The organism is Stenotrophomonas sp. STEN083 (assembly GCF_056759195.1).
The window spans coordinates 32,329-55,668 of record NZ_JBRRCU010000009.1; the positions used below are offsets into that span (position 1 = coordinate 32,329).

A 23,340-nucleotide genomic window follows, 5' to 3' on the forward strand; every position below is an offset into this window, starting at 1 on the left:
GGCATTTTCGCAACCGGAGCAGCTAGGGGGCCCGCTGATGCGGGTGCTCTTGGGCGAGTTTGAGTGCATCTGTCCAACTACTGCGGACCGCCCGGCACCTCCTCAGCCCAGCCCCCCCCGGCGCCCGCCACCTTCAGCTCCAGACACTGCAGCGGTCGGCCTTTCCGCCTGCGTGGGCGGCGCCCCGACATACGCTGCAATCTGGACACGGCATAATCCCAGCCTTCGTATTTGTTGTGCTTCCACATGCCCTTCAAGTTGCCGCTGCTCGGTGAAGTCCTTGATCTGCTGCCCGACGCGGTTTGCATGGTTGCCCCCGATGGCGAGCTGCTGATGGTCAATGCAGCCTTCGAGACCATCTTTGGCTACACCCCCGCCGAGGCCAAAGGCCGCCAGATCATGGACCTGGTACATCCGGAGGACCGCGCAGCCACCGAGCAATCGGCACTGGACGCGATGGAAGGCCGGCCTCGTTCCAACTTCCGTAACCGCTACATCCGCAAGGACGGCAGCGTGGTAGACATCCAATGGTCGGCCAAATGGCTGCCGGACTACGGCATCCGTATTGGTGTCGGCCATGAAGTAACCGCGCTGCGTGGGATCGAGCGACAGCTGGAGCACCTGGCCAGCCACGACGCACTGACCGGCCTGCCCAACCGCTACCACCTGCGACGCGAGCTGGAAGCTGCACTGGAACGCGCTGCGCGCGATGGCGGGGGACTGGCATTGCTCTACATCGACCTGGATGGCTTCAAGGCTGCCAACGACCGCTACGGGCATGAAGCAGGTGACCGCCTGCTGCGTGATGCCGCCCGCCAACTGCGCGACGGCCTGCGTCAGAACGACCTGATCGCCCGCGTCGGCGGCGACGAGTTTGTCGCCGTGCTGCCGGCCTGTACCAGTCCCAGTGATGCACTGAATATCGCCACAGCCTTGCGTGCGCGACTGGCCCTGTTACAGAGCCTTGGTAGCGATACCCCGCAGATCGACGCCAGCGTGGGCGTGGCCTGCTTCCCCGCCGACGGCAATGACGCCGACGCACTGCTGCGCCACGCCGATGCTGCCATGTATGCGGCCAAGGCGAAGAAGCGCCTTGCCAACTCAGCTTCAGATCGCGCCTCCAACCCGATTTCCTGATCCACGCTGTCTCTCCCTTGCAGAGGTGGCCTGCGTGGCGCAAAGATGACTCTGCCACCTCCCAACGGCCATTATCCCCGGGACCGAGCGCTGTGTTGCTGCAAGAGCGCAGCATTACCAGAACCTAGTCTATCTACGGAGTGGATTCTGCCTGCATAAGTGACGGGGATTTACTGGACTGACTGGACCTGGATCTGGGTGCTCGACGTCCGATTTCCCAACTCAATGATCTCGTCAGCATTCAGGTTGGCAACCTTGTCTTTGATCCTGGCAATGCCAAGGTGCTGCAGCTCAGGATTGCCCGCCACCTCATACGCCGAGTTCACACCGGCCAGGTTGATCTGAAGCATCGCCACCAGCAGCGTCTGCTTTTTCGCAGAGCTCACCGATTCAGTCATTCGGTTCCAGCTGGACTCAGCTGCGGCATCCGAAGACGCATCCAGGCGAATGGGCTCTTTGGCGCAGACGATACCTGTAGCCAGGGCGCTGATGATGAGAACAGCGAAAAGCGATTTTTCACAATGATCCTCCTTGAAGACTGGTCTGACGCCCATTCTGTATTACGCGCCTAGTTCCAGGGCATTTCGCCCTTGGCAACTTTGGCACTGAGCTCCAACGATGCTTCGCCTTGCAGACCCGGGTAGCGCTGCTTCATCGCCGCAATCAACGCCTTCGAGTCCTTGGACTTGGCAGCCTCTTCATCGAAGGCGCGAATGTAGTTGGCGGTGAATTCCACGGCAGCCAGATCCTGTGGCGCACCTTGCGCATAGTGGCCGGGAATTACCCGCGTCGGTGCCAGGTCCTTGATCTGCTGCAGCGCCGCCAGCCAATCCTGATGCGATTGTGGTGTCTGCGTATCGGCCATGAACACGTGCGAACCAGCATCCACCAACACCCCACCCATCACCGTCCTGATCGATGGCACCCACAAAGCCGTGCGCTGCGGGCTCGCTCCGTCCAGACCGATCACCTTCAACTCCTGCCCCTCCAACAGCAGGCTATTGCCCTGCAAGGGCGAAGGCACCAGCAACTGTTTGGGCGCATTGGCACCCAGCTGCGGCCCCCAGATCTTCAGCTTTTCATCCTTGCTGGCCTGGATATGCGCGATGGTCTGCGGCGTGGCCAAAACCTGTGCGTCCGGGAACGCGGCATGCAGCGTCTCCAGGCCGAAGTAGAAATCCGGGTCGCCGTGGCTGATGTAGATGGTGGTCAGTTTCTTGCCGGATGCCTTGATCAGCTCGACCAGCTTGGCCGCATCGGCGGTGGAGAACTGCGCATCGACCAGTACCGCGTCAGTTGCACCCGTGAGCAGTTCGGAAGACACCGCGAAGATGCCGCTGTCGCCCGGGTTGAACACCTCAACCTTGAGCGTTCGTTGGGCGGTTTGCGGGAGATCATCCGTTGCTGGCGTCGCTACCGCCGGAGCTGCCGTTGTGGCGCCATCGGCTGTCGACTGCTTCTCACAGCCTGCCAATGCCACCGTTAACGCCAGCACTGCTGCCGATGTTGTGTGCCGAATGCTTCTGCTACTCATTGCACTGCTCCAGCAAGCCAAAGACGGGTTTTCATTGTGCGCGGTGCATCCAGGAAACCACCCAGGACCCCGCTTCGGTGCCGATGCTGGCAAGAGCCCTGTTATTGGCATGTTAACGCGCAGCTCTAGCAACACAGGCGCCGCACCCAGCCGGCGCTGACAACCTTTCGGCATATCGATCACATGGCTGTACGCCCGATCCGGAAACACTGTACGCATGCGATCATCTCCTACCCCCCGATACCGCCGCGCGCAATGACCATCGAACAGCCCGATCTTGAAAGCGTCCACAACCAAGCGTACGCCGCAGTTGACGAAGGCGAACTGCAAAGCGCCACGCAGAATTTCGACGTATTGCTGCAGCACCATCCGGACAACCCTTTCTATCACTACATGCGCGGACTGGCGCTGAAGTACCAGATGGAATGGACCGGCTCGCTGCGCGACAACCTGCGTGCAATCGAATTGGCGGAAGCGTTCAGCCAGGCCCAGCACTGGAACGCGGCCATTGCCGCCACAGGTCTTGGCCAATGGAGCACGGCGCGTGAACTATGGGCAGCCTGCGACATCACCCTTCCAGAAGGTGACGGCCCCATCGATGCTGATTTCGGCGTCGCCGTGGTGCGATTGAATCCCTGGAGCGCCGGCGAGACAGTGTTCATGCGCCGCATCGACCCGGTGCGCGCACGCATCCTCAACGTGCCACTTCCGGAAAGCGGCCACCGCTTTGGCGACATCGTGCTGCATGACGGCGCGGCCACCGGCTCGCGTTTCGACGGCGAACGTGAAGTGCATGTCTTCAATGAACTGGAAAGACTGCAACCGTCCGAGTTCCAGACCTTCGTGGTGTTCGTGCGCGCGGACAGCCGCGATGATATCGATGCGCTGCTACGCGCGAGCGCACCGGGCATCGGTTACGCCGAAGACTGGACCAGCAGCATCCGTCACTACTGCCTGCGTTGCAGCTACGGCGCGCCGCATGACCATGCGCAGGAATCGAACGATGAGCTGGTCGAACAATGGCAGATAGAGCGCAATCTGGGCATTGCCGCGCAGAGCCGATTGTCGGTCGAGAAATTGTTGAAAGACTGGGCCGCCGGCCAACCTGGCCGTCACCTCGACGCCATCGAAACCCGTGAGTCTCCGCAACCGGTGCGCGAAGATGGCTATGCGTGGTGGCTGTCACCCGAGGATGAAGATGCGGATGAAAGCAGCGACGAAGAAGAGTAAGCCTCGGGCTTTGACGACGTGACGGCATCCCGCCACGTCGCTCTGACCATCAAGCGCCGGCCAGCACCGGCGCCAGCAGCCGGAACGTACCGGCATCGGCATCCATCTCCACCTTGCCGCCGACCGGAACGATGAACTGCTCCTTGATGTGGCCGATCATCGCGCCGCGATAGGCAGGGATCTTCAGCGGCAGGATGTAGTCGTCGAAGATCTGGTCCAGGGTCAACGAACCATAACCATCACCCGGCGAACAATCGGTGCACTCACCGAAGATGAAACCGGCGATCTTGTCCAGCGCGCCCATCAGCTTCAAGGTGCTGAACATGCGATCGATGCGGTACGGGGCTTCGGCGACGTCCTCCAGGAACAGTATCTTGCCACTGAAGTCCGGCAGGTAGGGCGAGCCCGCCAAGGCGGTCAGCACGGTCAGATTACCACCGATCAGTTCACCTTGCGTCTTGCCACCCCGAATCGTCAGCGTGCGGTTGTCGCGGGGCACCAGTTCGTCGTCGCTTTCGCTGCGGTTCTGGTACTGCATCAGCTCGCGTTTGAAGAACACGCGATCGAACTGATCGACGTTGAAGCGGTTCCAGCTGCCTGCGCCAATCTGCCCGTGGAAGGTCACCAGCCCGGTCTTGGCCTGGATCGCGCAATGCAACGCGGTGATGTCCGAGTAGCCAAGCAGCACCTTGGGATTGGCGCGGATACGGTCGTAATTGAGCAGCGGCAACAGCCTTGCTGCACCGGAGCCGCCACGCACGCAGATGATGGCCTTGATCTGCTTGTCGCCAAACATGGCATTCAGATCACCGGCACGCTCGGCATCGGTGCCGGCCAGGTAGCCATGGCGCGCGGCGTAATGCGCACCGGTCTTGACCACGAAACCCAGCGCTTCCATCGCCTCACGCGCCAGCTGCAGGCTGAGCCGCTCGCTGCTGGCTGAGGATGGACTGACCAGCCCCACCGTGTCGCCCTTGTTGAGGCCGGCCGCCAGCAGTTGCCCGCGTGTGGCAGCCATCGTCCCCTGCATGCCGATCAGCGGCACCGCCGCCGCCAGCGCCGTACCACCGATGAAACGCCGTCGATCCATGTTGCTGCCTGTTACCGGAATGTCAGTCCAAGAGTAACAGCGCACCGAGACGCCTGTAGCGCCCATCCATGCTCGGCTGGGGCTTTACCGGTAAGGCATCTGCCGAGCATGGCTCGGCACTACAATCAGGGGTTCCTTGGAAGGCCTCTGCCGCGCATGGCTCGGCATTACAGCTGTGGCTCGCTTACATGTTCCGACGGTACTCACCGCCCACGTCATAAAGCGCATGGCTGATCTGACCGAGGCTGTGGGTCTTCACCGCTTCGATCAGCGCTTCAAACACATTGCGGCGATCGCGCGCGGTCTTCTGCAGATAACCAAGCCCATGACCATCGTGCACCTCACCAGTCGAAGCCGCGCCTTCGATCTCATGTGAGTGCGAGGTCTCGCCTGCCGGTGCCAAGGCATTACGGTTGCGCTGCCAGGTGTGCACGTTCTCGATCTGCTGACCCTTCTCCTCCTCGGTCGAGCGGATCAGTTCGATCTCGGTCGCCACTTCGCCAGCATGCTCCTTGGGCAGGAACATATTGACGCCGACCAGCGGCAGGCTGCCGTCGTGCTTCTTGTGTTCGTAGTACAGCGATTCTTCCTGGATCTTGCCGCGCTGGTACATGGTGTCCATCGCGCCGAGCACGCCACCGCGCTCGCTGATCGCCTCGAACTCCTTGTACACCGCCTCTTCGACGATATCGGTGAGCTTGTCGACGATGAAGCTACCCTGCCACGGGTTCTCGCAGAAGTTCAGCCCCAGCTCCTTGTTGATGATCATCTGGATCGCCACTGCGCGGCGCACGCTTTCCTCGGTCGGCGTGGTGATCGCCTCGTCGTAAGCGTTGGTGTGCAGGCTGTTGCAGTTGTCGAACAGCGCATACAAGGCCTGCAACGTGGTGCGGATGTCGTTGAACTGGATTTCCTGCGCGTGCAGCGAGCGGCCCGAGGTCTGGATGTGGTACTTCATCATCTGGCTGCGCTCATTGGCGCCGTAGCGCTCACGCATCGCACGCGCCCAGATACGCCGAGCCACACGGCCAATCACCGTGTACTCCGGGTCCATGCCGTTGGAGAAGAAGAACGACAGGTTGGGCGCAAAGTCGTCGATCTTCATCCCACGCGCCAGGTAGTACTCGACAATGGTGAAACCATTGGACAGGGTGAAAGCCAGTTGGCTGATCGGGTTCGCGCCGGCCTCGGCGATGTGATAACCGGAGATCGACACTGAGTAGAAGTTGCGAACCTTGTGGTCGACGAAGTACTGCTGGATATCACCCATCATCCGCAGTGCGAACTCGGTCGAGAAGATGCAGGTGTTCTGCGCCTGGTCCTCCTTGAGGATGTCGGCCTGCACGGTACCGCGCACTGTGGACAGGGTTTCCGCCTTGATCCGGGCATAGGTCTCGGCGTCCACCAACTGGTCACCGGTTACGCCAAGCAGGGCCAGACCCAAGCCATTGTTGGTCGGCGGCAATTCACCGTGATACTGCGGACGGCTGCGGCCTTCGAAGATCTTAGCGATCGTCTGCTCGGCCTCGGCCCAGCGCGCGGGATCTTCCTGCAGATACTTCTCGATCTGCTGGTCGACGGCGGTGTTCATGAACATCGCCAGGATCATCGGTGCCGGGCCATTGATGGTCATCGACACCGAGGTGGTCGGCGCGCACAGGTCGAAGCCGGAGTACAGCTTCTTCATGTCATCCAGGGTGGGGATGTTGACGCCGGAATTGCCGATCTTGCCGTAGATATCCGGGCGCGGCGCCGGGTCTTCGCCATACAGGGTGACGCTGTCGAAGGCGGTGGACAGACGCGCAGCCGGCTGGCCAACGCTCAGGTAGTGGAAGCGGCGGTTGGTGCGCTCGGGCGTGCCTTCGCCGGCAAACATGCGGATCGGGTCTTCGCCGCTGCGGCGGTAAGGATAGACACCGCCGGTATACGGGTAGGAGCCGGGCAGGTTTTCCTTCTGCAGGAACACCAGCAGCTCACCCCAGCTGCGATAGGTGGGCGCAGCGATCTTCGGGATCTGCTGGTGGCTGAGCGATTCGCGGTAGTTCTCGACGCGAATGGTCTTGCCGCGCACCTGGTATTCATTGACCGGATCGGTGATCGACTTCAGCCGTGCCGGCCACTCGCGCAACAGGCGCAGCGCGTCCGAATCCAGCGACTGCACGGCGTCGTTGTAGCGCTGGCGCAGGGTGCGGATGCTGTTGTCGACGCCCGCATCGGTGAGTGCATCGCCTGCATACAGATCCAAGGCGCCCGGCTGGGCCGCATCACCCAACTCCTTCAGTGCTTGCCAAAGGCTCTGCGCACGTTCGGCCACCTCGGCCTGAGACTCGATGCGGGCATTGATGCTGCGGCCCTGCTCGGCGATCTCGGCCAGATAACGCACGCGTGCACCGGGTATCAGCACGGTCGCACGAGGTTCCTTCAACGTTGTATCGATCTGCGGCTGCAGGCCGGCGTCTGCCTTGGCCTTCTCGCGTAGCAGACGGCACAGGTTGGCGAACATCCAGCTGATACCTGGATCATTGAACTGGCTGGCAATGGTCGGGTAAACGGGCACATCCTCGTCCTTCATGGTGAAGGCGACGCGGTTGCGCTTCCATTGCTTGCGTACATCGCGCAGCGCATCTTCGGCGCCGCGCTTATCGAACTTGTTCAGCACCACCAGCTCGGCATAATCGAGCATGTCGATCTTTTCCAGCTGACTGGGTGCGCCGAAGTCGCTCGTCATCACGTACATCGGGAAGTCGACCAGATCGACGATCTCCGAATCACTCTGGCCGATACCGGCGGTCTCGACGATCACCAGATCAAAGTGCAGCGACTTCAGGAAGCCGATGCAATCACGCAGCACGGTATTGATCGCCGCATGCTGCCGGCGGGTTGCCATCGAACGCATGTAGACGCGTTTGGAGCGCAGTGAGTTCATGCGGATGCGGTCGCCGAGCAGCGCACCGCCAGTACGACGCCGGGTCGGGTCGACCGAGATCACCGCAATGCGCATCTGCGGGAAACTGGCGAGGAAGCGATTGAGCAGTTCATCAGTGACCGACGACTTGCCAGCGCCGCCGGTGCCGGTGATGCCGATGACCGGCGTCTTGCCGGCAGCCAGTTGCCACTGCTTGCGCAGCGAGCCCAGCTCGGCCTCGCTGTGGTTGCCATCCTCCAGCTGCGACAACACCCGGCCAATGCCGATCTCATCCTCGATCGAAGGTACATCCGGGTGCGCATCGCGGGCGGCATCTTCGCGGGCCTTGCCTGCGCGCGCCACCACGTCCTCGATCATCTCCACCAGTCCCATCTTCATGCCGTCGTTGGGGTGGTAGATGCGCTCCACGCCATAGGCCTGCAGTTCGCGAATCTCTTCCGGGGTGATGGTGCCGCCACCGCCGCCGAATACCTTGATATGGCCAGCGCCACGCTCCTTGAGCATGTCGACCATGTATTTGAAGTACTCCACGTGTCCGCCCTGGTAGGACGACAGCGCGATGGCGTCGGCGTCTTCCTGCAGTGCGGCACGCACCACGTCTTCCACGCTGCGGTTATGGCCGAGGTGGATCACTTCCGCGCCCTGCGCCTGGATCAGGCGGCGCATGATGTTGATGGCGGCATCGTGGCCATCGAACAGGCTGGCGGCGGTGACGAAGCGCAGCGGGGTGGTTTCAGGCTGCGCCTGCGGGAGCTGGGAGGCGGGGGTACTCATGGGCCGTGCAACATCCGGTTTCTATTGCAACCGATAATAGAACCGCCGCCCCCCGCAGGTCAGGTTGCAGCGCAGCGTGACCTTTTACGGGTTTGCGCTATCGATGGGCACAGCGGCCGCCGTTTTCGGCAAAGGGAGGTGCCAGCGCGGGTAGCCCAGCCTGAACATTCGCCTAGCGGGAATGGATTAGAATGGCGCATCCGCGACCCGTCACTGCCCCGACGAAGTCGCATTTTTTGTTTTCCGGCCAGCCATTTGGCTACACGATCACTGACGTTGTGGCAAACACGCCATCGGAGCCCGCATGTTGTTCGAAACCCTCGAGACCTCCGGCCATGAGCAGGTCCTGTTCTGCCAGAACCGCGATGCCGGCCTGAAGGCGATCATCGCCATTCACAACACCACCCTCGGCCCGGCCCTGGGCGGCGTGCGCATGCGCCCCTACGCCAACACCGATGATGCGCTGCGCGACGTCCTGCGCCTGAGCCGCACCATGACCTACAAGAACGCCCTGGCCGGGCTGAATGTGGGCGGCGGCAAGGCGGTGATCATCGGCGACCCCAAGACCGCCAAGAGCGAAGTGCTGTTCCGCGCCTTCGGCCGTCAGGTCGAGGCACTGGCCGGCCGCTACATCACCGCCGAGGACGTCGGTACCGACGTCAACGACATGGAAAACATCTATCTGGAAACCGGCTTTGTCACCGGCGTGCACCAGGTCCATGGCGGCTCCGGCGATCCGGCCCCGTTCACCGCCTACGGCGCGTTGCAGGCGCTGATGGCCTCGGTCAAGCGCAAGTTCGGCCATGAGGAAATCGGCAAGCTCAGCATCGCCGTGCAGGGCCTTGGCCATATCGGCATGGAACTGGTGAAGCTGCTACGTGAGCGCGGTGCCAAGCTTTACGTGACCGACCTGGACCCGGTGCTGGTGCAGAAGGCCGTTACTGAATACGGCTGCGAAGCGGTCAAGCCCGATGCCATCTACGACGTCGCCGCCGACGTGTTTGCGCCATGCGCGATGGAAGGCGCCATCGACATGAGCACGCTGGAGCGGCTCAAGGCCAAGGTCATCTGCGGCACCGCCAACAACCAGTTGGCCAGCCATGCCGTAGGCGATGAGCTGTACAAGCGCGGCGTGCTGTGGGCACCGGACTATGCAGTCAACGCCGGCGGCGTGATGAATGTGTCGCTGGAGATCGACGGCTACAACCGTGAGCGCGCGATGCGCCTGATCCGCAGCATTTATCACAACCTCGGCAAGATCTTCGACCAGTCCGAGCGCGATGACGTCTCGCCGCAGCGCGCGGCCGACCGCATCGCCGAAAACCGCCTGGAAGCGATCGGCAAGCTGAAGATGCCCATGGGCCGTTCAGTCCCACGCATGAACCGCCTGCGCGGCGAGTAAGCCCAACGGTAAAAGCACAGAAGGCGGGCGATCCCAACGCCCGCCGTCGGCCCATCATACAACTACAACCCCGGGCGGGTCAGAACGCCAGCTTGAGACGCAGCGCTACCTGTCGGTTGTCACCGCGCGGACCGAAGCGCTGGTCGTAGCCCAGCGACAAACGGGTATTGCGAGCCAACCACGAGTCCACCGACAGGCCGAACAAGCCTCCCGAACGCGATGGTTGCAGGCCGGCAATTGGCGCCCAGGCATCCAAGCCGACGAAGCTGGCATCCAGGCTCAGACCATTGCCACCCAGCGCCTGCTGCCATTCCGCATAACCATTGAAGGCCACCCGCTTCCACTGGTACTGGCCACGCAAGCCAGCCAAGGCCTGCACCCGGCTGCTGCTCCAGTCATCGGCGCGCAAACCAAAGCCGTAGCCACCCTGTTCGTGGAAGCCATCGCTGTCCACGCGGGTGTAGTCCGCGCCAAGGTAAGGCGTCAGTTGCGCACTACCGCGGCCCAGACGGTAGCCGGCCTCCACGCTGCTGGACAGGAAGTTGCCCTGGTAGCGGGTGTGCACGCCGGCGCGCTCGCTACCCAGCAACAGGCCCCGATCCAGCTCACGCTGATACTGACCGAAGCCCGCCTGGCCCAGCACATAAACTGCTCCCGACGACCAACCCGCATAGAGCTGCGACTGGGTCTGGCGATCGCGGCTGCGCCCCTGGCTTGCCTCAACCATGCTGTTGGTGCGGGTCTGCCCGAACGCGACACCCAACACCGCTTTTCCAGAATGCAACGCCTGACTGCCCATCATCCAACCGCCGACGTTGTAATCACTGCCCAGGTAACCACCTTGGCCGCCGTTTCCAAGCGAGCGCATCCAACTGCTCTGTACAGTCGTATCGGCCCTGCTTTCAGCCACCTGTGCCGACAATGCACGCCGACTCATGTCGATGCTGTCGAAGGTCATTGCAGTTGCAGCAGCATGGGCCTGTCCGGACAGGCTGTCCAAGCTGCTGCGCAAGCCCTGCACACCGCCATCCACCTGCTGCAAAGCCGCTGCTGCCGCGCCGAAGTCACCGGCCCGGCCGAGGATGTCGCCATCAAGCTGATCGAAAACCTGCTCCACGCGCACAGCCGATGCCATCGTGCGGGCACTGCTCGCACTGCCAACAGCTGCAGTCACACTGATCCGGTCGATATCAAGCCAGGCGGTGTTGGCGTCGTAGCCGTAATCGGCCTGCAGCAGGCTGAAACCCACGTTGACGGGCACGATCACCGGCTCACTGAACTGCCCCGTGAGGCCACCATCAGCACGTACCAGGTCCTGACGTACGCCATCTCGCGGCACATAACCGCTGATCGCATTGCCCAAGGTCAAGGTGCCATCCAGGGAAGCGGTACCCGTAACGTGAAGTGCATTGGCACCCAATGACGTATATATCCTGCCACCGGCCTGCTGCACGTAATTGCCTTGGATGGTGGCGGTGCCGCTGTCACCAACCACGATGACAATCCCGGCATTGTCGACGTTGCCGATCACCCGACTGTCCCGCACGAATGTCAGGCTTGGGGGAGACAGCGAAGTTACGGGGCTGATGCTGACGTTGGATCTGATTGAAGCGCCGTCTTCCAGAAAGATGTTGCCCCGCTCGATTCGCGTATCACCGGAATAGGTGTTTGTCCCCGATAACGTCAACGCCCCCCGTCCGCGCTTGATCAATCCACCCGCGCCCGAAATGTCGTTGCTCCATACCGAGCCCAGTCCCATCATGGAGACGTCGGCCACCACATCGCCCCAATCAAACCTGGCCGGTCCTTTGATCGCCTTGCCGATATTGAGCAGGCCATAGCCAAACACGGCATCCGGCCCCGCCGCCCCCAGGTCGGTGGCGGTACCGAGCAGAGTCTGCCTGACCAGATCATTGTTGAAGTAGGGGAAAGCCTCCCAGACCAGCGCCGCTGCGCCGGATACCAGTGGCGCGGCGTAAGACGTGCCGCTGCCGTAGTAGTACTTCAGGTCGCCAGCCGTGCTTTCCTTGCCGACAAAAGCCACCGTACCCGGGGCTACCAGGCAATAATTCTTGGCCACGCCACAAGCGTTGGAATAGGACGCCAGCTGGGTAGGCTTGGCGGTATCCAGCGCGGCCACCGCCAGCCAACCCTGCTCCAGATCCGCCGCCTCCAACGCGCCGTTCACCCCAGGCTGGCTCGGAAGTGCCGCCATGTCCGACGGGTTGGGTTTGGATTCGTTGCCGGTGGCAAAAATCACCAGACCATCATTATCTCTGATGAAAGGACGGTATTCGGCGGCGATCTGGGCAGTCACCGTAGGCCGGGTCCAATACAGGCCGCCCCAGGAATTGTTCATGATCCGCACACCGTCGCTGATCAATTGGTTATGGATATCGGTCATGCCCAGCGAGCCGGTCACCTCGTTGCCGTTGCCGGAACCGTCATCTTTGGGCGACTCATCGGCAATGATGCGTACCGAGACGATTTCCGCCCCCGGGGCGATACCGCCCGGCCAGCTGCCGGCGGCATTGCCTGCGGCCAACTGCGCCACCGTCGTGCCGTGCCCCACCACATCGTCGATCGCCAGATTATTGGGCGGTGACCTGACGGCGTTGTAATTGGCCACCACCCGTCCGTCCAGAGTGGGATGGTTGCGCATCACCCCCGAATCGATCACACCGATACGGTAGCCCTTGCCGGTCAGGCCTTTTTCCTTTGCTGGGCCTGCGTTGGTCAATGCCAGGTGCGCATCCCATGCCGGCTGCGGCGTGGTGGGTGCTGGCGGCGTTGTGGGAACGGTGGGCGGCGGATCCGATTTGGTACCACTGCCCCCGCCACATGCCGCCAACCCCAGCGCCAAGGCACTGGCCAATGTGTTGCGCACTACGATCCTGCTTTCCATACCTTTCCTCTCCATGTGGCATGCCCCCAGTTCAGGTACTACTGCGTTTCGGTCCGTGATCGCTCACCTTCTATACTGCGAAGGCAAGCAAAGCTCCCCGGGATGTGCCGTTGGTCCAATAGGCCAGATCCTGCGGACATCCGATAATCGCCGCTAGATATAACCGAGATTGCCCATGTCTGACATAGTCATCGCCGCCGCAAAGCGCACTGCCATTGGATCCTTCCTTGGCCAGTTCAACGGCGTCCCCACCCCGACCCTGGGCGCCACTGCCATCAGCGCCGCCATGGCGCAGTCCGGCATCCCCGCCGCGGACGTGTCCGAGGTCATCATGGGCTGCGTGCTGCCGGCCAACCTTGGCCAGGCGCCCGCACGCCAGGCAGCGCTCGCCGCCGGCCTGCCGACCAGCGCCGGTGCCACCACGCTCAACAAGGTCTGTGGCTCGGGCATGAAAGCCATCATGCTCGGCCATGACCTGATCAAGGCCGGCTCGGCCAGCATCGTGGTTGCCGGCGGCATGGAATCCATGTCCAACGCTCCGCACATGCTGCCCAACTCGCGTACCGGCAACCGCTACGGCAACTTCCAGGCAGTGGATCACATGGCATGGGACGGCCTGACCAATCCCTATGACGGCCAGTCCATGGGCGTGTTCGCCGAGGCCACCGTGGCCAAGTTCGGCTTCACCCGCGAAGAGCAGGACGCCTACGCCATTGAATCGGTAACCCGCGCACAGGCCGCGCAGGCCAACGGCGCGTTCAACGATGAAATCGTTGCGGTCAAGGTGGCCACCCGCAAGGGCGACGTCGAGTTCAACCAGGACGAGCAGCCGGGCAAGTCCGACGTCAGCAAGATCCCGACCCTGCGCCCGGCGTTCAAGAAGGATGGCAGCGTCACCGCCGCCAGTTCTTCCAGCATTTCCGACGGCGCCGCAGCGCTGGTGCTGCTGTCCGCCGACGATGCTGCCAAGCGCGGCGTGCAGCCGCTGGCACGCATTGCTGCACACGCCACCCACTCGCAGGAACCGGAGTGGTTCACCACTGCGCCGATCGGTGCGATCAGCAAGGTCCTTGAAAAAGCCGGCTGGGCCATCGCCGACGTCGACCTGTTCGAGATCAACGAAGCCTTCGCCGTGGTGGCGATGGCACCTATACGCGAGCTGGGCATTCCACATGCCAAGATCAACGTCAATGGTGGTGCCTGCGCACTGGGCCATCCCATCGGTGCATCGGGTGCCCGCTTGGTGGTTACGCTGGTAAATGCATTGCGCACGCGCGGCCTCAAGCGTGGCATTGCATCGCTTTGCATCGGCGGCGGCGAAGCAACTGCCATCGCCATTGAATTGATTTAATTGAAAAATTTCAGATAATTAAAAACCTGAATGCGGGACCGCTTGACAGTCGAAATGGGCTTGTCATCATGTTCCCGGCGCGCAATGGCGCGTTGCCTAATTTCACGACGAGGATTCACAAATGAGCATCAACAAGCTGCTGATCGCAATGACCCTGGGTCTGGCCCTGACCGCCTGCTCGAAGCAGGAGCAGGCTGCTGACGCCGCCGCTGCCGCTGACACCGCTGCAACCGAAGCCCAGGGCGCTGCTGACGCTGCTGCCACCGCTGGCGCTGCTACCGCTGACGCTGCCCAGGCTGCTGCTGACACCGCCGCCACCGCTGCTGACGCTGCTGGCCAGGCTGCTACCGACGCTGCTGCTGCCACCACCGACGCTGCTGCTGCCACCGCTACCGACGCTGCCAAGGCTGCTGAAGACGTTGCTGCACAGGCCAAGGACGCTGCTGAAGAAGCCAAGAAGTAATAACTTCTGCTTCCAAGCTTGTCTTGAAAAGCCGCTGGTTCGCCAGCGGCTTTTCTTATGGGCCGGGTTTGCTGCGGCAGTGCCGCAAATCGCTGCAAACGCGCCTTAGCGTGTCGCCTCGCCTGCCTGCCCACACAACACGCTGAGCGGCCGGCAGCCAAGCAGTGAGGACTACTGCACTGCCCCGTCGCCGCATAGCTGCTGCATTGCTTAACCGCGTGATGTGGTCTTGACGTGATCTGAATACGCCAGCCTCTAGGGTGACCAAATTGGTCCGACTCAGGAGAGTGCAATGAAGCTGTTTGTCCCCGTACTGACCGCAGGCTTGGCACTGGCTTTGGCTGGCTGCAATGACCCTAACGCCGAGCAGGCCAAGCAGGACGCAGCCGCTGCTGCAGACCATGCCGCCGATGCAGCCAAGAACGCAGCCGAATCCGCTGCCGATGCAACCCGCGATGCCGCCGATCAGGCCGCAGCGGCAACCCGTAACGCCGCCGCAGAATCGCAGCAGGCCTTGGATAACGCCGCCGATGCCACCGCCAAGGCTGCCGACGACGCCTCGGTCGCGGCCAAGGACGCTGCCGCTGATGCCAGCGCCGCTACCGCCGAGGCGGCACAGAAAGTTGCCGACCAGGCCCAGGATGCAGCCAAGCAGGCGCGCGAAAAAGCAGACGCTGCCAAGCATTGATAGACTTCTCCACGCAGCTGCCATCCCGATGGCAGCTGCGTGTCGCTCGCGCTGGATGCGTGATGCCACAGGGGCCGGATGCACACCACATCTGGGAAGGCATGTGATCACGTACGCGTAGGCAGCACGTGCGTATCATCTCGATCGTGCAATCAAGGGCCGGATGCGGAAACACACGGGCAGTAAATTCGCGCTGATATTTTCGGCGTTGGTGTTCGTCGCCATTGGCATCGGTGTATTCGTCGGCGCGCGAAGGTTCATCGCCGATGCACGGCTGGTCGCCCATACCCACGAAGTCATCAGCCGGATTGATGAGATCCAGTCGATGGTGCTCGATGCCGAGTCGGCCGAGCGCGGCTACCTGCTGACCGGCAGCCAGGCCTATCTGTTGGACTACCAGGTGAGCGTGGAACGACTGCCACTGCTGCTGAGCAGCTTGTCCAAGTCGGTCCCCGACAATCCCGATCAGGCACACAACGCACTCAAGCTCAACGAGCTGGTGAACAGGCGCCTGCAGCAGATCCAGAATGTCGTCGATATCTATGACGGACAAGGCCTGGATGCCGCACGCGCGGCAATCAACCAGAGCGCATTCCGCACCACCAGCGCCATCCGCGAGCAGGTGCGGACCATGGTCGAGGAAGAACACGAGCGACTGGTAGACCGCGCCGCCAGCTCGCGCCGCAGCGCCGACCTGCTGCTGGGGCTCGCCTTTGCCGGCATCCCCTTCGGCCTGGCCGTGGTCGCATCGGTCTACGGCATCCTGCTGTCCGAACTGCGACGCCGCACCCGCGCCGAGAAGCGCGCAGCCAGCGCCAGCCAGCAACTGGCCGGCAACCTGGAACAGATCGAACGTTCCAGCGCCGACCTGCAGACCCTGGGCCGCTATACCGGCCTGCTGCAAAGCTGCGCCAACCCGGAAGAAGCCCTGGAAATCAGCGCGCGCACACTGGAAGCGCTGATGCCCAATGTCGCCGGTTCGGTCTATCTGCTGCGCGCGTCCAATGACCGTGTCGAGAACATCGTCAGCTGGGGCAAGCCGTTAGTGGAAACCAGCGCATTCCTGCCGCCCAGCGATTGCTGGGCGATACGGCGTGGGCAACCGCATGTGATCGACGATCTGCTGCGTGATGCCAGCTGCCCGCATATCAGCCGGCCTGAGCACGGTCAAAGTGTGGCCACCGCCTGCATCCCGATGTCGGCACAAGGCGTGCAGATTGGTTTTCTATTTCTTTCCGGTGCTGGCCCTGGGCCGCTACCGCGCTTGAACATCGCCGAATCGGCGGTGGAACAGCTGTCGCTTGCACTGAGCAACCTGCGCCTGCGCGAGTCACTGCGCCTGCAGTCGATCCGCGATCCACTCACCGGGCTGTACAACCGCCGCTATCTGGAGGAATCGCTGACCCGCGAAATCGCCCGCTGCGGCCGTCGTGACTTCCCGTTGTCGGTGATCATGCTGGATGTGGATCACTTCAAGCAGTTCAACGATACCCACGGCCACGGCGGCGGCGATGCCTTGCTGGCGGCCATCGGCCAATTGCTGGGCTCGCGTCTGCGCGGCGAGGACATCGCCTGCCGTTATGGTGGCGAAGAGTTCACCGTGATCCTGCCGGAGTCGGACAGCAGCAATGCCCTGCGTCAGGCCGAGGAACTGCGCCTTGCCCTGTCGCAGATGAGCGTGCCGTTCTCCGGCAAGACGCTGCCGCCGATCACCATATCGCTGGGCGTGGCGACGTATCCGGTTGATGGTGTGGCTGGCCTCACCCTGCTGCGCAAGGCCGATGCCGCGCTGTACCGGGCCAAGCGCAGTGGCCGCAACCAGGTGCTGCGCTTCGACCCTGCGCTGGATGGTGCCGGTTGATCACGGCTGCGGCGAGGCGCGTTGCAGGAAAGCCGTGAACGTAGACAGCTGCCTTACGCGGCGGCCTTGATTCTGCAGTTGCGGGCTTGCTCGCGACTGCAATCATTGTCGGCTTCGCGACTTACGCCGCTCCCACAAGGCAACGCCTGCAAGCCGGCATTCTGCGGTTGCAGGCCGACTCGCGACTGCATTGCTGCCGACTTCGCGGCTTACGCCGCTCCTACTGGCATAGCGCGGGCCAGGATGTCGGCGAACGGTGCATCTGCCTGTAGTTGCCCATACACCGGCTGCGATTGGCGCAACCGCGAACGTACGAAGGTCTGCGCCACCGGGCTGTCCGCGCGCAACAGCATCGCCGCCTGCAACAGCAGCGCGATATCCACCACCAGCGTGCGCGCATCGGCCTGCAGCAACTCCGTTCCTTGCAGCCGCTCCAACAGCGCCTGCAGCGCCTTGTCGTAGTCATCATCGCGACCCGCAACCTGCTGCAACTCGGCCAGCAAGGCCACCCGCGTTTCTGGTTCGCGCTGCAAGGCACGCAGCACATCAAGGCACTGCACGTTGCCGCTGCCTTCCCAGATCGAGTTCAGCGGTGCCTGCCGGTACAGCCGTGGCAGCATCGACTCTTCCACATAGCCGGCACCGCCCAGGCACTCCTGCGCTTCATTGACGAAGCCCGGCGCACGCTTGCATATCCAGAACTTGCCGATGGCCGTGGCGATGCGCGCGAACGCCGCCTGCTGTGGATCCTGCGGCGCGGCATCGACTGCGCGGGCCACGCGCATTGCCAAGGTGGTCGCCGCCTCCGATTCGATCGCCAGGTCACTCAGCACATTGGCCATCAACGACTGCTCAACCAGCAGCTTGCCGAAGCTGCGCCGATGCCGCGCATGATGCAACGCCTGCGCCAAGGCCATGCGCATCTGCGCGGCCGAGCCCAGCATGCAATCCAGCCGGGTCAGCATCACCATCTCGATGATGGTCGCCACGCCACGCCCCTCGTCGCCGACGCGCCGCGCCCAGGCGCCACAGAACTCCACCTCGCTGGAGGCATTGGCCCAGTCACCGAGCTTGTCCTTCAGCCGCATCAGATGGAAGTTGTTGCGCCGCCCGCAGGCCAGCCGACGCGGCATCAAAAAGCAGCTCAATCCACCCGGTGCCTGCGCCAGCACCAGCCAGCCATCGGACATCGGCGCGGAGAAAAACCACTTGTGCCCAATCAGGCTGTACTCGCCCTCGCCCGCCAACGGTGTCGCCATGGTCGTGTTGCTGCGCACATCGGAGCCGCCCTGCTTCTCGGTCATGCCCATGCCGAGGGTGATGCCCGGCTTGTCGCCGATAGGTACATCGCGCGCGTCGTAGAAAGGTGCGGCTGCCTTGCTGGCCCATTCGGCCAGCGCAGGCTCCTGGCGCAGCACCGGCACGGCGGCATGGGTCATGGTCAGCGGGCAACTGGTGCCAGCTTCGGCCTGATGATGCAGATAGCTCAGCGCCGCACGCGCCACATGTGCGCCGGGCTGCGCCGAACGCCAGGACAACCCGGCCACGCCACGGGTTTTCGCCGTGGCCATGAGCCGATGGTAGGCAGGATGGAAATCAACGGTATCGATCCGATTGCCGTGCGCGTCGTGGGTGCGCAGCAGCGGGCGCTGTCGGTTGGCATCAAAGCCAATGCGGTACAGCTCGCCACCGGCCAACACGCCGTAGTGCTGCAATGCCCCAGCAAAGGACTCAGCACCTTCGCGTTGCACGCACTGCTGCAAGACCAGATCGTCGTGCCACAGATCGCGCTCGGCAAACGGTGGCGGCTGGTTGTCGACGACGTGGGTTTCAAACGGAGGCGGCTGCGGCTGCATGGCGGCGACTCGGGGAGGACCGCCCTTGATTCTGCCGCAAGCACCCGGCGTGCGCGCGCTGCTCAACGATTCTGCGCGACCTGGGCCAGCGCGGCGATGAATTCATCCTGCAGCGCGAGCTTGCCAAACAGGCCATGCTGGGTGCCGCTGAGCACCCGCAGCATATGGCCACGACCGCCGGGCATACGTCCCATTGGCTTGAACAGCAGGTCCCGGCCATTGGCGATCCAATCGTGATCGGATTGGAAGATCGGCGTCAGCCAGCGGCTCCAGAACTGGTACAGCCACACATGTGCCTTGCGCTGGTGCTGGTAACGCGCCAATGCAGCATCAATGCTCTGCTCCGCGCGCAAGGCATCGCGCAGCGCCATCGCGTCCATCAGCGCCATATTGACGCCCTGCCCCAGCTGCGGGCTCATCGAGTGTGCTGCGTCACCGGCCAATACCAGGCGGCCGCGGTACCAGCGCTGCATCACCGCATCGCGGTAGCTGGCGCGGGCCAGCTGCGCCTGCACCGTTACCCCGGCCAGCCGCTCGCGCGCTTCCGGCCAAAGCGTGGTGATCTCATCCAGCCACGGCTCCAGCCCATCGCGCTCCCAGGCTTGGAAACCATCGCGCGGCAAACTCCAGAAGAAGCTCAGGCGTTGCTCGCCGTCGCCCGGGCGCGTGCCCACCGGCAGCAGGCCGATCATCTTGCGCGCGGCCACATAGCGTTGGCGCAGCTCGTCGCCATGCGGCCAATCGCCGCGCGGCAGCAGGCACCACAGCGCCCCCCAAGGATAAATGCGATCCAGCTTGGTGCCCTGCACCTGCGCGCGCAGCCCGGAGCCGGAACCGTCGGTGGCGATCACCAGATCAAACGGGCCATGCCAGCGCCCGTGCTGGTCCTGCACGCGCTGCAACGTGTCATCGATAGCGCTGATGCGGCTGTCCACCTGCAGCGACGGGCCGGCATCCCAGGCGGCATCCAGCAGCGAGAACAGCGCCCCGCGCTGCATGCCCACGCCACACAGGCGTGCATCCAGCCCGGCGTAGGTCATGTCCATCACCGCGCGACCGCATGGGGTCTCGCCGTACAGGCGGCGCACCACCGCGCCGTGCTCCAGCACCTGCGGCATCAACTGCATCTGCCACAACGCCTGCAGGCCACTGGGCTGCAGCAGGAAGCCCGCGCCTACCGGGCCCGGCGTTGCGGCCTGCTCGAACACCTGCACCCGGTGCCCATCGCGCGACAGCAGCACGGCCAACGCTTGGCCGGCCGTGCCGTAGCCGACAATGGCGATATCCAATGTCTTGCTCATTACAGTCCCTCCCTGGGCGACTGCATCCTTAAAAAAAAACCCCGCCTAGGCGGGGTTTTTCCGCACATGCGGGTCGATCACTCGACCGGCATGATGTTCGAAGCCTGGGCACCCTTCGGGCCCTGGGTCACGTCATAGCTGACGCGCTGGCCTTCCTGCAGGCTGCGGAAGCCCTTGGAATTGATCGCAGAGAAGTGCGCGAAGACATCGGCGCTGCCGTCCTCCGGTGAGATGAAGCCAAATCCCTTGGCGTCGTTGAACCACTTGACGGTACCGTTCGGCATGGTGATGCGAGACCTTGTTCGATGAATGGATTGATGCACGCTGAATGAAGCGCACTGGCGGAGTATGCAAACCTTAAGCCGGGATGACAATCACCCCCGGGCCAATTCACCCACCAAAGTCGGCAAACCGGACGAAGCTGCCTCCACATTGGCCAAAACCTCGGCCATGGTGATCTCCGCGGCGTCGCCGCAGCCAGCCGCCCAATTGGCGACAATGGCCAGACAGGCATATTCCAGCCCCAATTCGCGCGCCAGCCCGGCCTCGGGCATGCCGGTCATGCCCACCAGATCACAGCCATCACGGCGCATCCGGGCAATTTCGGCGTTGGTTTCCAGGCGCGGGCCCTGGGTAGCGCCGTAACAGCCGCCATCCTGCATCGCCACACCCTTGGCTTTGGCCGCCGCCAGCACCTTTGCGCGGAACGACGGGGTGTAGGGATGGCCGAAGTCGACGTGCAGAACCTCGCTGCCCTCCTCCTCGCTGAGCGTGGAAATCCGACCCCAGGTGTAGTCGATCAGCTGGTCCGGGCAGGCCAGCACGCGCGGGCCGAAGTCGTCGCCAATGCCGCCTACCGTGTTCAAGGCCAACACTCGGGTTGCGCCCAGCTGTTTGAGCGCGGCCAAGTTGGCGCGGTAGTTGATCTTGTGCGGCGGGATCGAATGGCCTTCGCCATGCCGGGCCAGAAACGCCACGCGCTGACCGTTCAACAGGCCAACCCGGACAGGGCCGGAGGGGGCGCCGTAGACGGTTTCCACTTCATGGGCCTGGACGTCGTCCAGCGCGGCCAGCTTGTACACGCCGGTGCCGCCAATAACGGCCAGGGCGATAGGTTCCATGTTCATTCCTGATGTTCTCGTTGGGCACGCGCAAGCCACGCCCTTGGCGTGGCCCAGCCGCGATCAAACCAATAGCCGATGCCGATGACCAGCATCGGCAACCGCTATTACTGCTTCATTGCGTAGATGGCCGGCAGCGAACGCAGCGATTCGTTGACGTCCATGCCGAAACCGAACACGAAGCGGTCCGGCAGGTCGATGCCGGCATAGTCGGCCTTGACGCCCGGCAGCGCACGGTCGTGCTGCTTGACCGTCAGCACGGCGATGCGCACGTCGGTTGCGCCCTGCTCCAGGCACCATTCGCGCACACCCTGCAAGGTAAAGCCTTCGTCCAGGATGTCGTCGACCAGGATCACCCGGCGGCCAAACAGGGCCGACACCGGGCGGTGCTTCCAGACCAGCTCGCCACCGGTCTCGCCGTGGTAACGCGAGGCCTGCATGTAGTCGAACTGCGCATCCTGGCCACGCGCGCCCAGCTCCAGTGCCAGCTGGCCGGCGAACGGCAGCGCACCATTCATGATCGAGATGAACACCGGCACTTCGCCCTTGTAGTCACGCGCGATGGCGTCGGCGATGCCGGCGATGGCGGTGTCGATGGCGGGGCGGTCGACCAGCAGGTCGGCCTGGGCCACGGCTTGTTCAAGAGTGAGTTTGGACATCAGGCGGTTCTTCCAAGGTTTTCAAACAGATGATTACGAGTATCGGCGTGGCGGGCATCGGCCAGCAGGCCGCCCCAGCCCATCGCCCCGCGGCCGATCAGGCTCAACAGGGCGGCGGTGTTCAAGCTGCGACCGGTCACGGCCTGCAGTGATTCTTCGACCAGCTCCGGGTGGCAGACCAGCACCACGTCGCAGCCAGCATCCAGATGCGCATCTACGCGGGCCTTGACCCCACCGGCGGCGAACGAGGCCGCCATGCCGATGTCGTCGGAGAACACCACGCCACGGAAGCCCATCTGCTCACGCAGGATCTGGTTGATCCAGCGCGGCGAGTAGCCTGCCGGCTCCGGCGCCACCTGCGGGTAGATGACGTGCGCCATCATCACCGCATCGGCGCCAGCGGCGATGCCGGCCCGGAACGGAATCAGGTCGTGCGCTTCAATTTCGGCCAGCGGCCGCGGGTCCACCGCGGTATCCACATGGGTATCCTCGCGGACCGTGCCATGGCCGGGGAAATGTTTGAGCGTGGCAGCCATGCCGACCGAGTGCATGCCGCGCACATAGGCAGCGGTCAAGGCGGCGACGACCTGCGGGTGTTCGCCAAAGGCACGGTTGCCGATGGCCAGGTTGCCATGGCCCACGTCCACCACCGGCGCGAAGCTCAGGTCCACACCACTGGCGCGGATTTCACTGGCCATCAGCCAGGCGTGCTGCTCGGCCAGCGCCAAGGCACCGTCCGGATCGCGCGCATACAGTTTGCCGAAGCCTTCCAGCGGCGGCAGATCGGCATAGCCATCGCGGAAACGCTGCACACGCCCGCCTTCCTGGTCCACGCTGATCAGCAGCGGACGTACGGTGGCAGCGCGGATCGCCGCGGCCAGCTCGACCACCTGCGCCCGCGAGGCGAAGTTGCGCTTGAACAGCACCACCCCGGCCACGGCGTCGTGCTGCAGCCAGTCACGCTCCTGGGCAGTCAGTTCAGTGCCGGCAACGCCGATCAAAAGCATGCAAGGACTCCAATCCACCGCAGACTGCGGTGTAG

At 63.3% G+C, this 23,340-nt stretch carries 18 protein-coding genes; 7 read left to right on the plus strand and 11 right to left on the minus strand.

All coding sequences use genetic code 11. The features are described 5' to 3' along the window. Window positions 1-246 precede the first annotated feature (246 nt). Window positions 247-1,137, plus strand: a complete 891-nt coding sequence (locus ACVOK8_RS04825) for a PAS domain-containing protein (RefSeq protein ID WP_481565827.1) — start codon at window positions 247-249, stop codon at window positions 1,135-1,137. A 170-nt stretch (window positions 1,138-1,307) separates the two neighbouring features. Here ACVOK8_RS04825 and ACVOK8_RS04830 read toward each other — a convergent pair whose 3' ends face one another. Beyond that, entirely contained in the window at window positions 1,308-1,691 is a 384-nt protein-coding gene (locus ACVOK8_RS04830; protein WP_481565828.1) for a hypothetical protein, read from the minus strand. A gap of 14 nt (window positions 1,692-1,705) precedes the next feature. Beyond that, window positions 1,706-2,671 carry an MBL fold metallo-hydrolase gene (locus ACVOK8_RS04835; RefSeq protein WP_481565829.1) on the minus strand — a complete coding sequence of 322 codons (966 nt, stop codon included), beginning with the start codon at window positions 2,669-2,671 and terminating at the stop codon, window positions 1,706-1,708. 255 nt (window positions 2,672-2,926) lie between these two features. Here ACVOK8_RS04835 and ACVOK8_RS04840 point away from each other — a divergent pair, with 255 nt between their 5' ends. Next, window positions 2,927-3,901: a tetratricopeptide repeat protein gene (locus ACVOK8_RS04840; RefSeq protein ID WP_481565830.1), complete on the plus strand. Its 975-nt coding sequence runs from the start codon at window positions 2,927-2,929 to the stop codon at window positions 3,899-3,901. A gap of 49 nt (window positions 3,902-3,950) precedes the next feature. Here ACVOK8_RS04840 and ACVOK8_RS04845 read toward each other — a convergent pair whose 3' ends face one another. Continuing rightward, entirely contained in the window at window positions 3,951-4,991 is a 1,041-nt protein-coding gene (locus ACVOK8_RS04845) for a S66 peptidase family protein (RefSeq protein ID WP_481565831.1), read from the minus strand. Between the two features lie 184 nt (window positions 4,992-5,175). Then, window positions 5,176-8,691, minus strand: coding sequence for a methylmalonyl-CoA mutase family protein (locus ACVOK8_RS04850; protein WP_481565832.1), 3,516 nt, complete (start codon window positions 8,689-8,691; stop codon window positions 5,176-5,178). A gap of 304 nt (window positions 8,692-8,995) precedes the next feature. On the opposite strand from ACVOK8_RS04850, the gene ACVOK8_RS04855 reads away from it, so the two are divergent. Then, entirely contained in the window at window positions 8,996-10,093 is a 1,098-nt protein-coding gene (locus tag ACVOK8_RS04855) for a Glu/Leu/Phe/Val dehydrogenase dimerization domain-containing protein (protein WP_481565833.1), read from the plus strand. Between the two features lie 79 nt (window positions 10,094-10,172). On the opposite strand, the gene ACVOK8_RS04860 is transcribed toward ACVOK8_RS04855, so the two are convergent. Continuing rightward, window positions 10,173-12,998, minus strand: a complete 2,826-nt coding sequence (locus ACVOK8_RS04860; RefSeq protein WP_481565834.1) for a S8 family serine peptidase — start codon at window positions 12,996-12,998, stop codon at window positions 10,173-10,175. Between the two features lie 175 nt (window positions 12,999-13,173). On the opposite strand from ACVOK8_RS04860, the gene ACVOK8_RS04865 reads away from it, so the two are divergent. The 4 genes from ACVOK8_RS04865 to ACVOK8_RS04880 all read left to right on the plus strand — a co-directional run bounded on the left by ACVOK8_RS04865 (window position 13,174) and on the right by ACVOK8_RS04880 (window position 17,361). Beyond that, window positions 13,174-14,349 (plus strand): thiolase family protein, encoded by a 1,176-nt coding sequence (locus tag ACVOK8_RS04865; protein ID WP_481565835.1) that lies wholly within the window; start codon window positions 13,174-13,176, stop codon window positions 14,347-14,349. Window positions 14,350-14,470: 121 nt separating this feature from the next. Continuing rightward, a complete protein-coding gene (locus tag ACVOK8_RS04870) occupies window positions 14,471-14,812 on the plus strand; it encodes a hypothetical protein (RefSeq protein ID WP_481508349.1) in 342 nt (113 codons plus the stop codon). 292 nt (window positions 14,813-15,104) lie between these two features. Beyond that, window positions 15,105-15,500 carry a hypothetical protein gene (locus ACVOK8_RS04875; RefSeq protein WP_481565836.1) on the plus strand — a complete coding sequence of 132 codons (396 nt, stop codon included), beginning with the start codon at window positions 15,105-15,107 and terminating at the stop codon, window positions 15,498-15,500. Window positions 15,501-15,663: 163 nt separating this feature from the next. Beyond that, on the plus strand, window positions 15,664-17,361 hold the full coding sequence (locus tag ACVOK8_RS04880; RefSeq protein WP_481565837.1) for a diguanylate cyclase: 1,698 nt from the start codon (window positions 15,664-15,666) through the stop codon (window positions 17,359-17,361). Window positions 17,362-17,570: 209 nt separating this feature from the next. On the opposite strand, the gene ACVOK8_RS04885 is transcribed toward ACVOK8_RS04880, so the two are convergent. The 6 genes from ACVOK8_RS04885 to nagZ form a co-directional block, all read right to left on the minus strand. Further along, complete coding sequence (locus ACVOK8_RS04885) at window positions 17,571-19,217, minus strand: acyl-CoA dehydrogenase family protein (protein WP_481565838.1); 1,647 nt, start codon at window positions 19,215-19,217, stop codon at window positions 17,571-17,573. Between the two features lie 62 nt (window positions 19,218-19,279). After that, window positions 19,280-20,518, minus strand: coding sequence for an FAD-dependent oxidoreductase (locus ACVOK8_RS04890; RefSeq protein WP_481565839.1), 1,239 nt, complete (start codon window positions 20,516-20,518; stop codon window positions 19,280-19,282). Between the two features lie 77 nt (window positions 20,519-20,595). Next, the gene (gene cspE, locus ACVOK8_RS04895) at window positions 20,596-20,802 is read right to left on the minus strand and encodes a transcription antiterminator/RNA stability regulator CspE (RefSeq protein ID WP_481512635.1); all 207 of its coding nucleotides are present in this window, start codon (window positions 20,800-20,802) and stop codon (window positions 20,596-20,598) included. A gap of 90 nt (window positions 20,803-20,892) precedes the next feature. Beyond that, window positions 20,893-21,639: an S-methyl-5'-thioinosine phosphorylase gene (locus tag ACVOK8_RS04900; protein WP_481565840.1), complete on the minus strand. Its 747-nt coding sequence runs from the start codon at window positions 21,637-21,639 to the stop codon at window positions 20,893-20,895. Between the two features lie 107 nt (window positions 21,640-21,746). Beyond that, complete coding sequence (locus tag ACVOK8_RS04905) at window positions 21,747-22,298, minus strand: hypoxanthine-guanine phosphoribosyltransferase (protein ID WP_481565841.1); 552 nt, start codon at window positions 22,296-22,298, stop codon at window positions 21,747-21,749. Further along, window positions 22,298-23,305: a beta-N-acetylhexosaminidase gene (gene nagZ / locus ACVOK8_RS04910; RefSeq protein ID WP_481565842.1), complete on the minus strand. Its 1,008-nt coding sequence runs from the start codon at window positions 23,303-23,305 to the stop codon at window positions 22,298-22,300. Before nagZ ends, ACVOK8_RS04905 begins: the two co-directional genes overlap by 1 nt. Window positions 23,306-23,340 lie beyond the last annotated feature (35 nt).

Coding starts and splice junctions, on each gene's coding strand:
- ACVOK8_RS04850 (WP_481565832.1), bottom strand. CDS start 8,691: ATGAGTACCCCCGCCTCCCAGCTCCCGCAGGCGCAGCCTGAAACCACC.
- ACVOK8_RS04860 (WP_481565834.1), bottom strand. CDS start 12,998: ATGGAAAGCAGGATCGTAGTGCGCAACACATTGGCCAGTGCCTTGGCG.
- nagZ (WP_481565842.1), bottom strand. CDS start 23,305: ATGCTTTTGATCGGCGTTGCCGGCACTGAACTGACTGCCCAGGAGCGT.
- ACVOK8_RS04825 (WP_481565827.1), top strand. CDS start 247: ATGCCCTTCAAGTTGCCGCTGCTCGGTGAAGTCCTTGATCTGCTGCCC.
- ACVOK8_RS04900 (WP_481565840.1), bottom strand. CDS start 21,639: ATGGAACCTATCGCCCTGGCCGTTATTGGCGGCACCGGCGTGTACAAG.
- ACVOK8_RS04840 (WP_481565830.1), top strand. CDS start 2,927: ATGACCATCGAACAGCCCGATCTTGAAAGCGTCCACAACCAAGCGTAC.
- ACVOK8_RS04890 (WP_481565839.1), bottom strand. CDS start 20,518: ATGAGCAAGACATTGGATATCGCCATTGTCGGCTACGGCACGGCCGGC.
- ACVOK8_RS04875 (WP_481565836.1), top strand. CDS start 15,105: ATGAAGCTGTTTGTCCCCGTACTGACCGCAGGCTTGGCACTGGCTTTG.
- ACVOK8_RS04870 (WP_481508349.1), top strand. CDS start 14,471: ATGAGCATCAACAAGCTGCTGATCGCAATGACCCTGGGTCTGGCCCTG.
- ACVOK8_RS04905 (WP_481565841.1), bottom strand. CDS start 22,298: ATGTCCAAACTCACTCTTGAACAAGCCGTGGCCCAGGCCGACCTGCTG.
- ACVOK8_RS04865 (WP_481565835.1), top strand. CDS start 13,174: ATGTCTGACATAGTCATCGCCGCCGCAAAGCGCACTGCCATTGGATCC.
- ACVOK8_RS04885 (WP_481565838.1), bottom strand. CDS start 19,217: ATGCAGCCGCAGCCGCCTCCGTTTGAAACCCACGTCGTCGACAACCAG.
- ACVOK8_RS04855 (WP_481565833.1), top strand. CDS start 8,996: ATGTTGTTCGAAACCCTCGAGACCTCCGGCCATGAGCAGGTCCTGTTC.
- ACVOK8_RS04845 (WP_481565831.1), bottom strand. CDS start 4,991: ATGGATCGACGGCGTTTCATCGGTGGTACGGCGCTGGCGGCGGCGGTG.
- ACVOK8_RS04830 (WP_481565828.1), bottom strand. CDS start 1,691: ATGGGCGTCAGACCAGTCTTCAAGGAGGATCATTGTGAAAAATCGCTT.
- ACVOK8_RS04835 (WP_481565829.1), bottom strand. CDS start 2,671: ATGAGTAGCAGAAGCATTCGGCACACAACATCGGCAGCAGTGCTGGCG.
- ACVOK8_RS04880 (WP_481565837.1), top strand. CDS start 15,664: ATGCGGAAACACACGGGCAGTAAATTCGCGCTGATATTTTCGGCGTTG.
- cspE (WP_481512635.1), bottom strand. CDS start 20,802: ATGCCGAACGGTACCGTCAAGTGGTTCAACGACGCCAAGGGATTTGGC.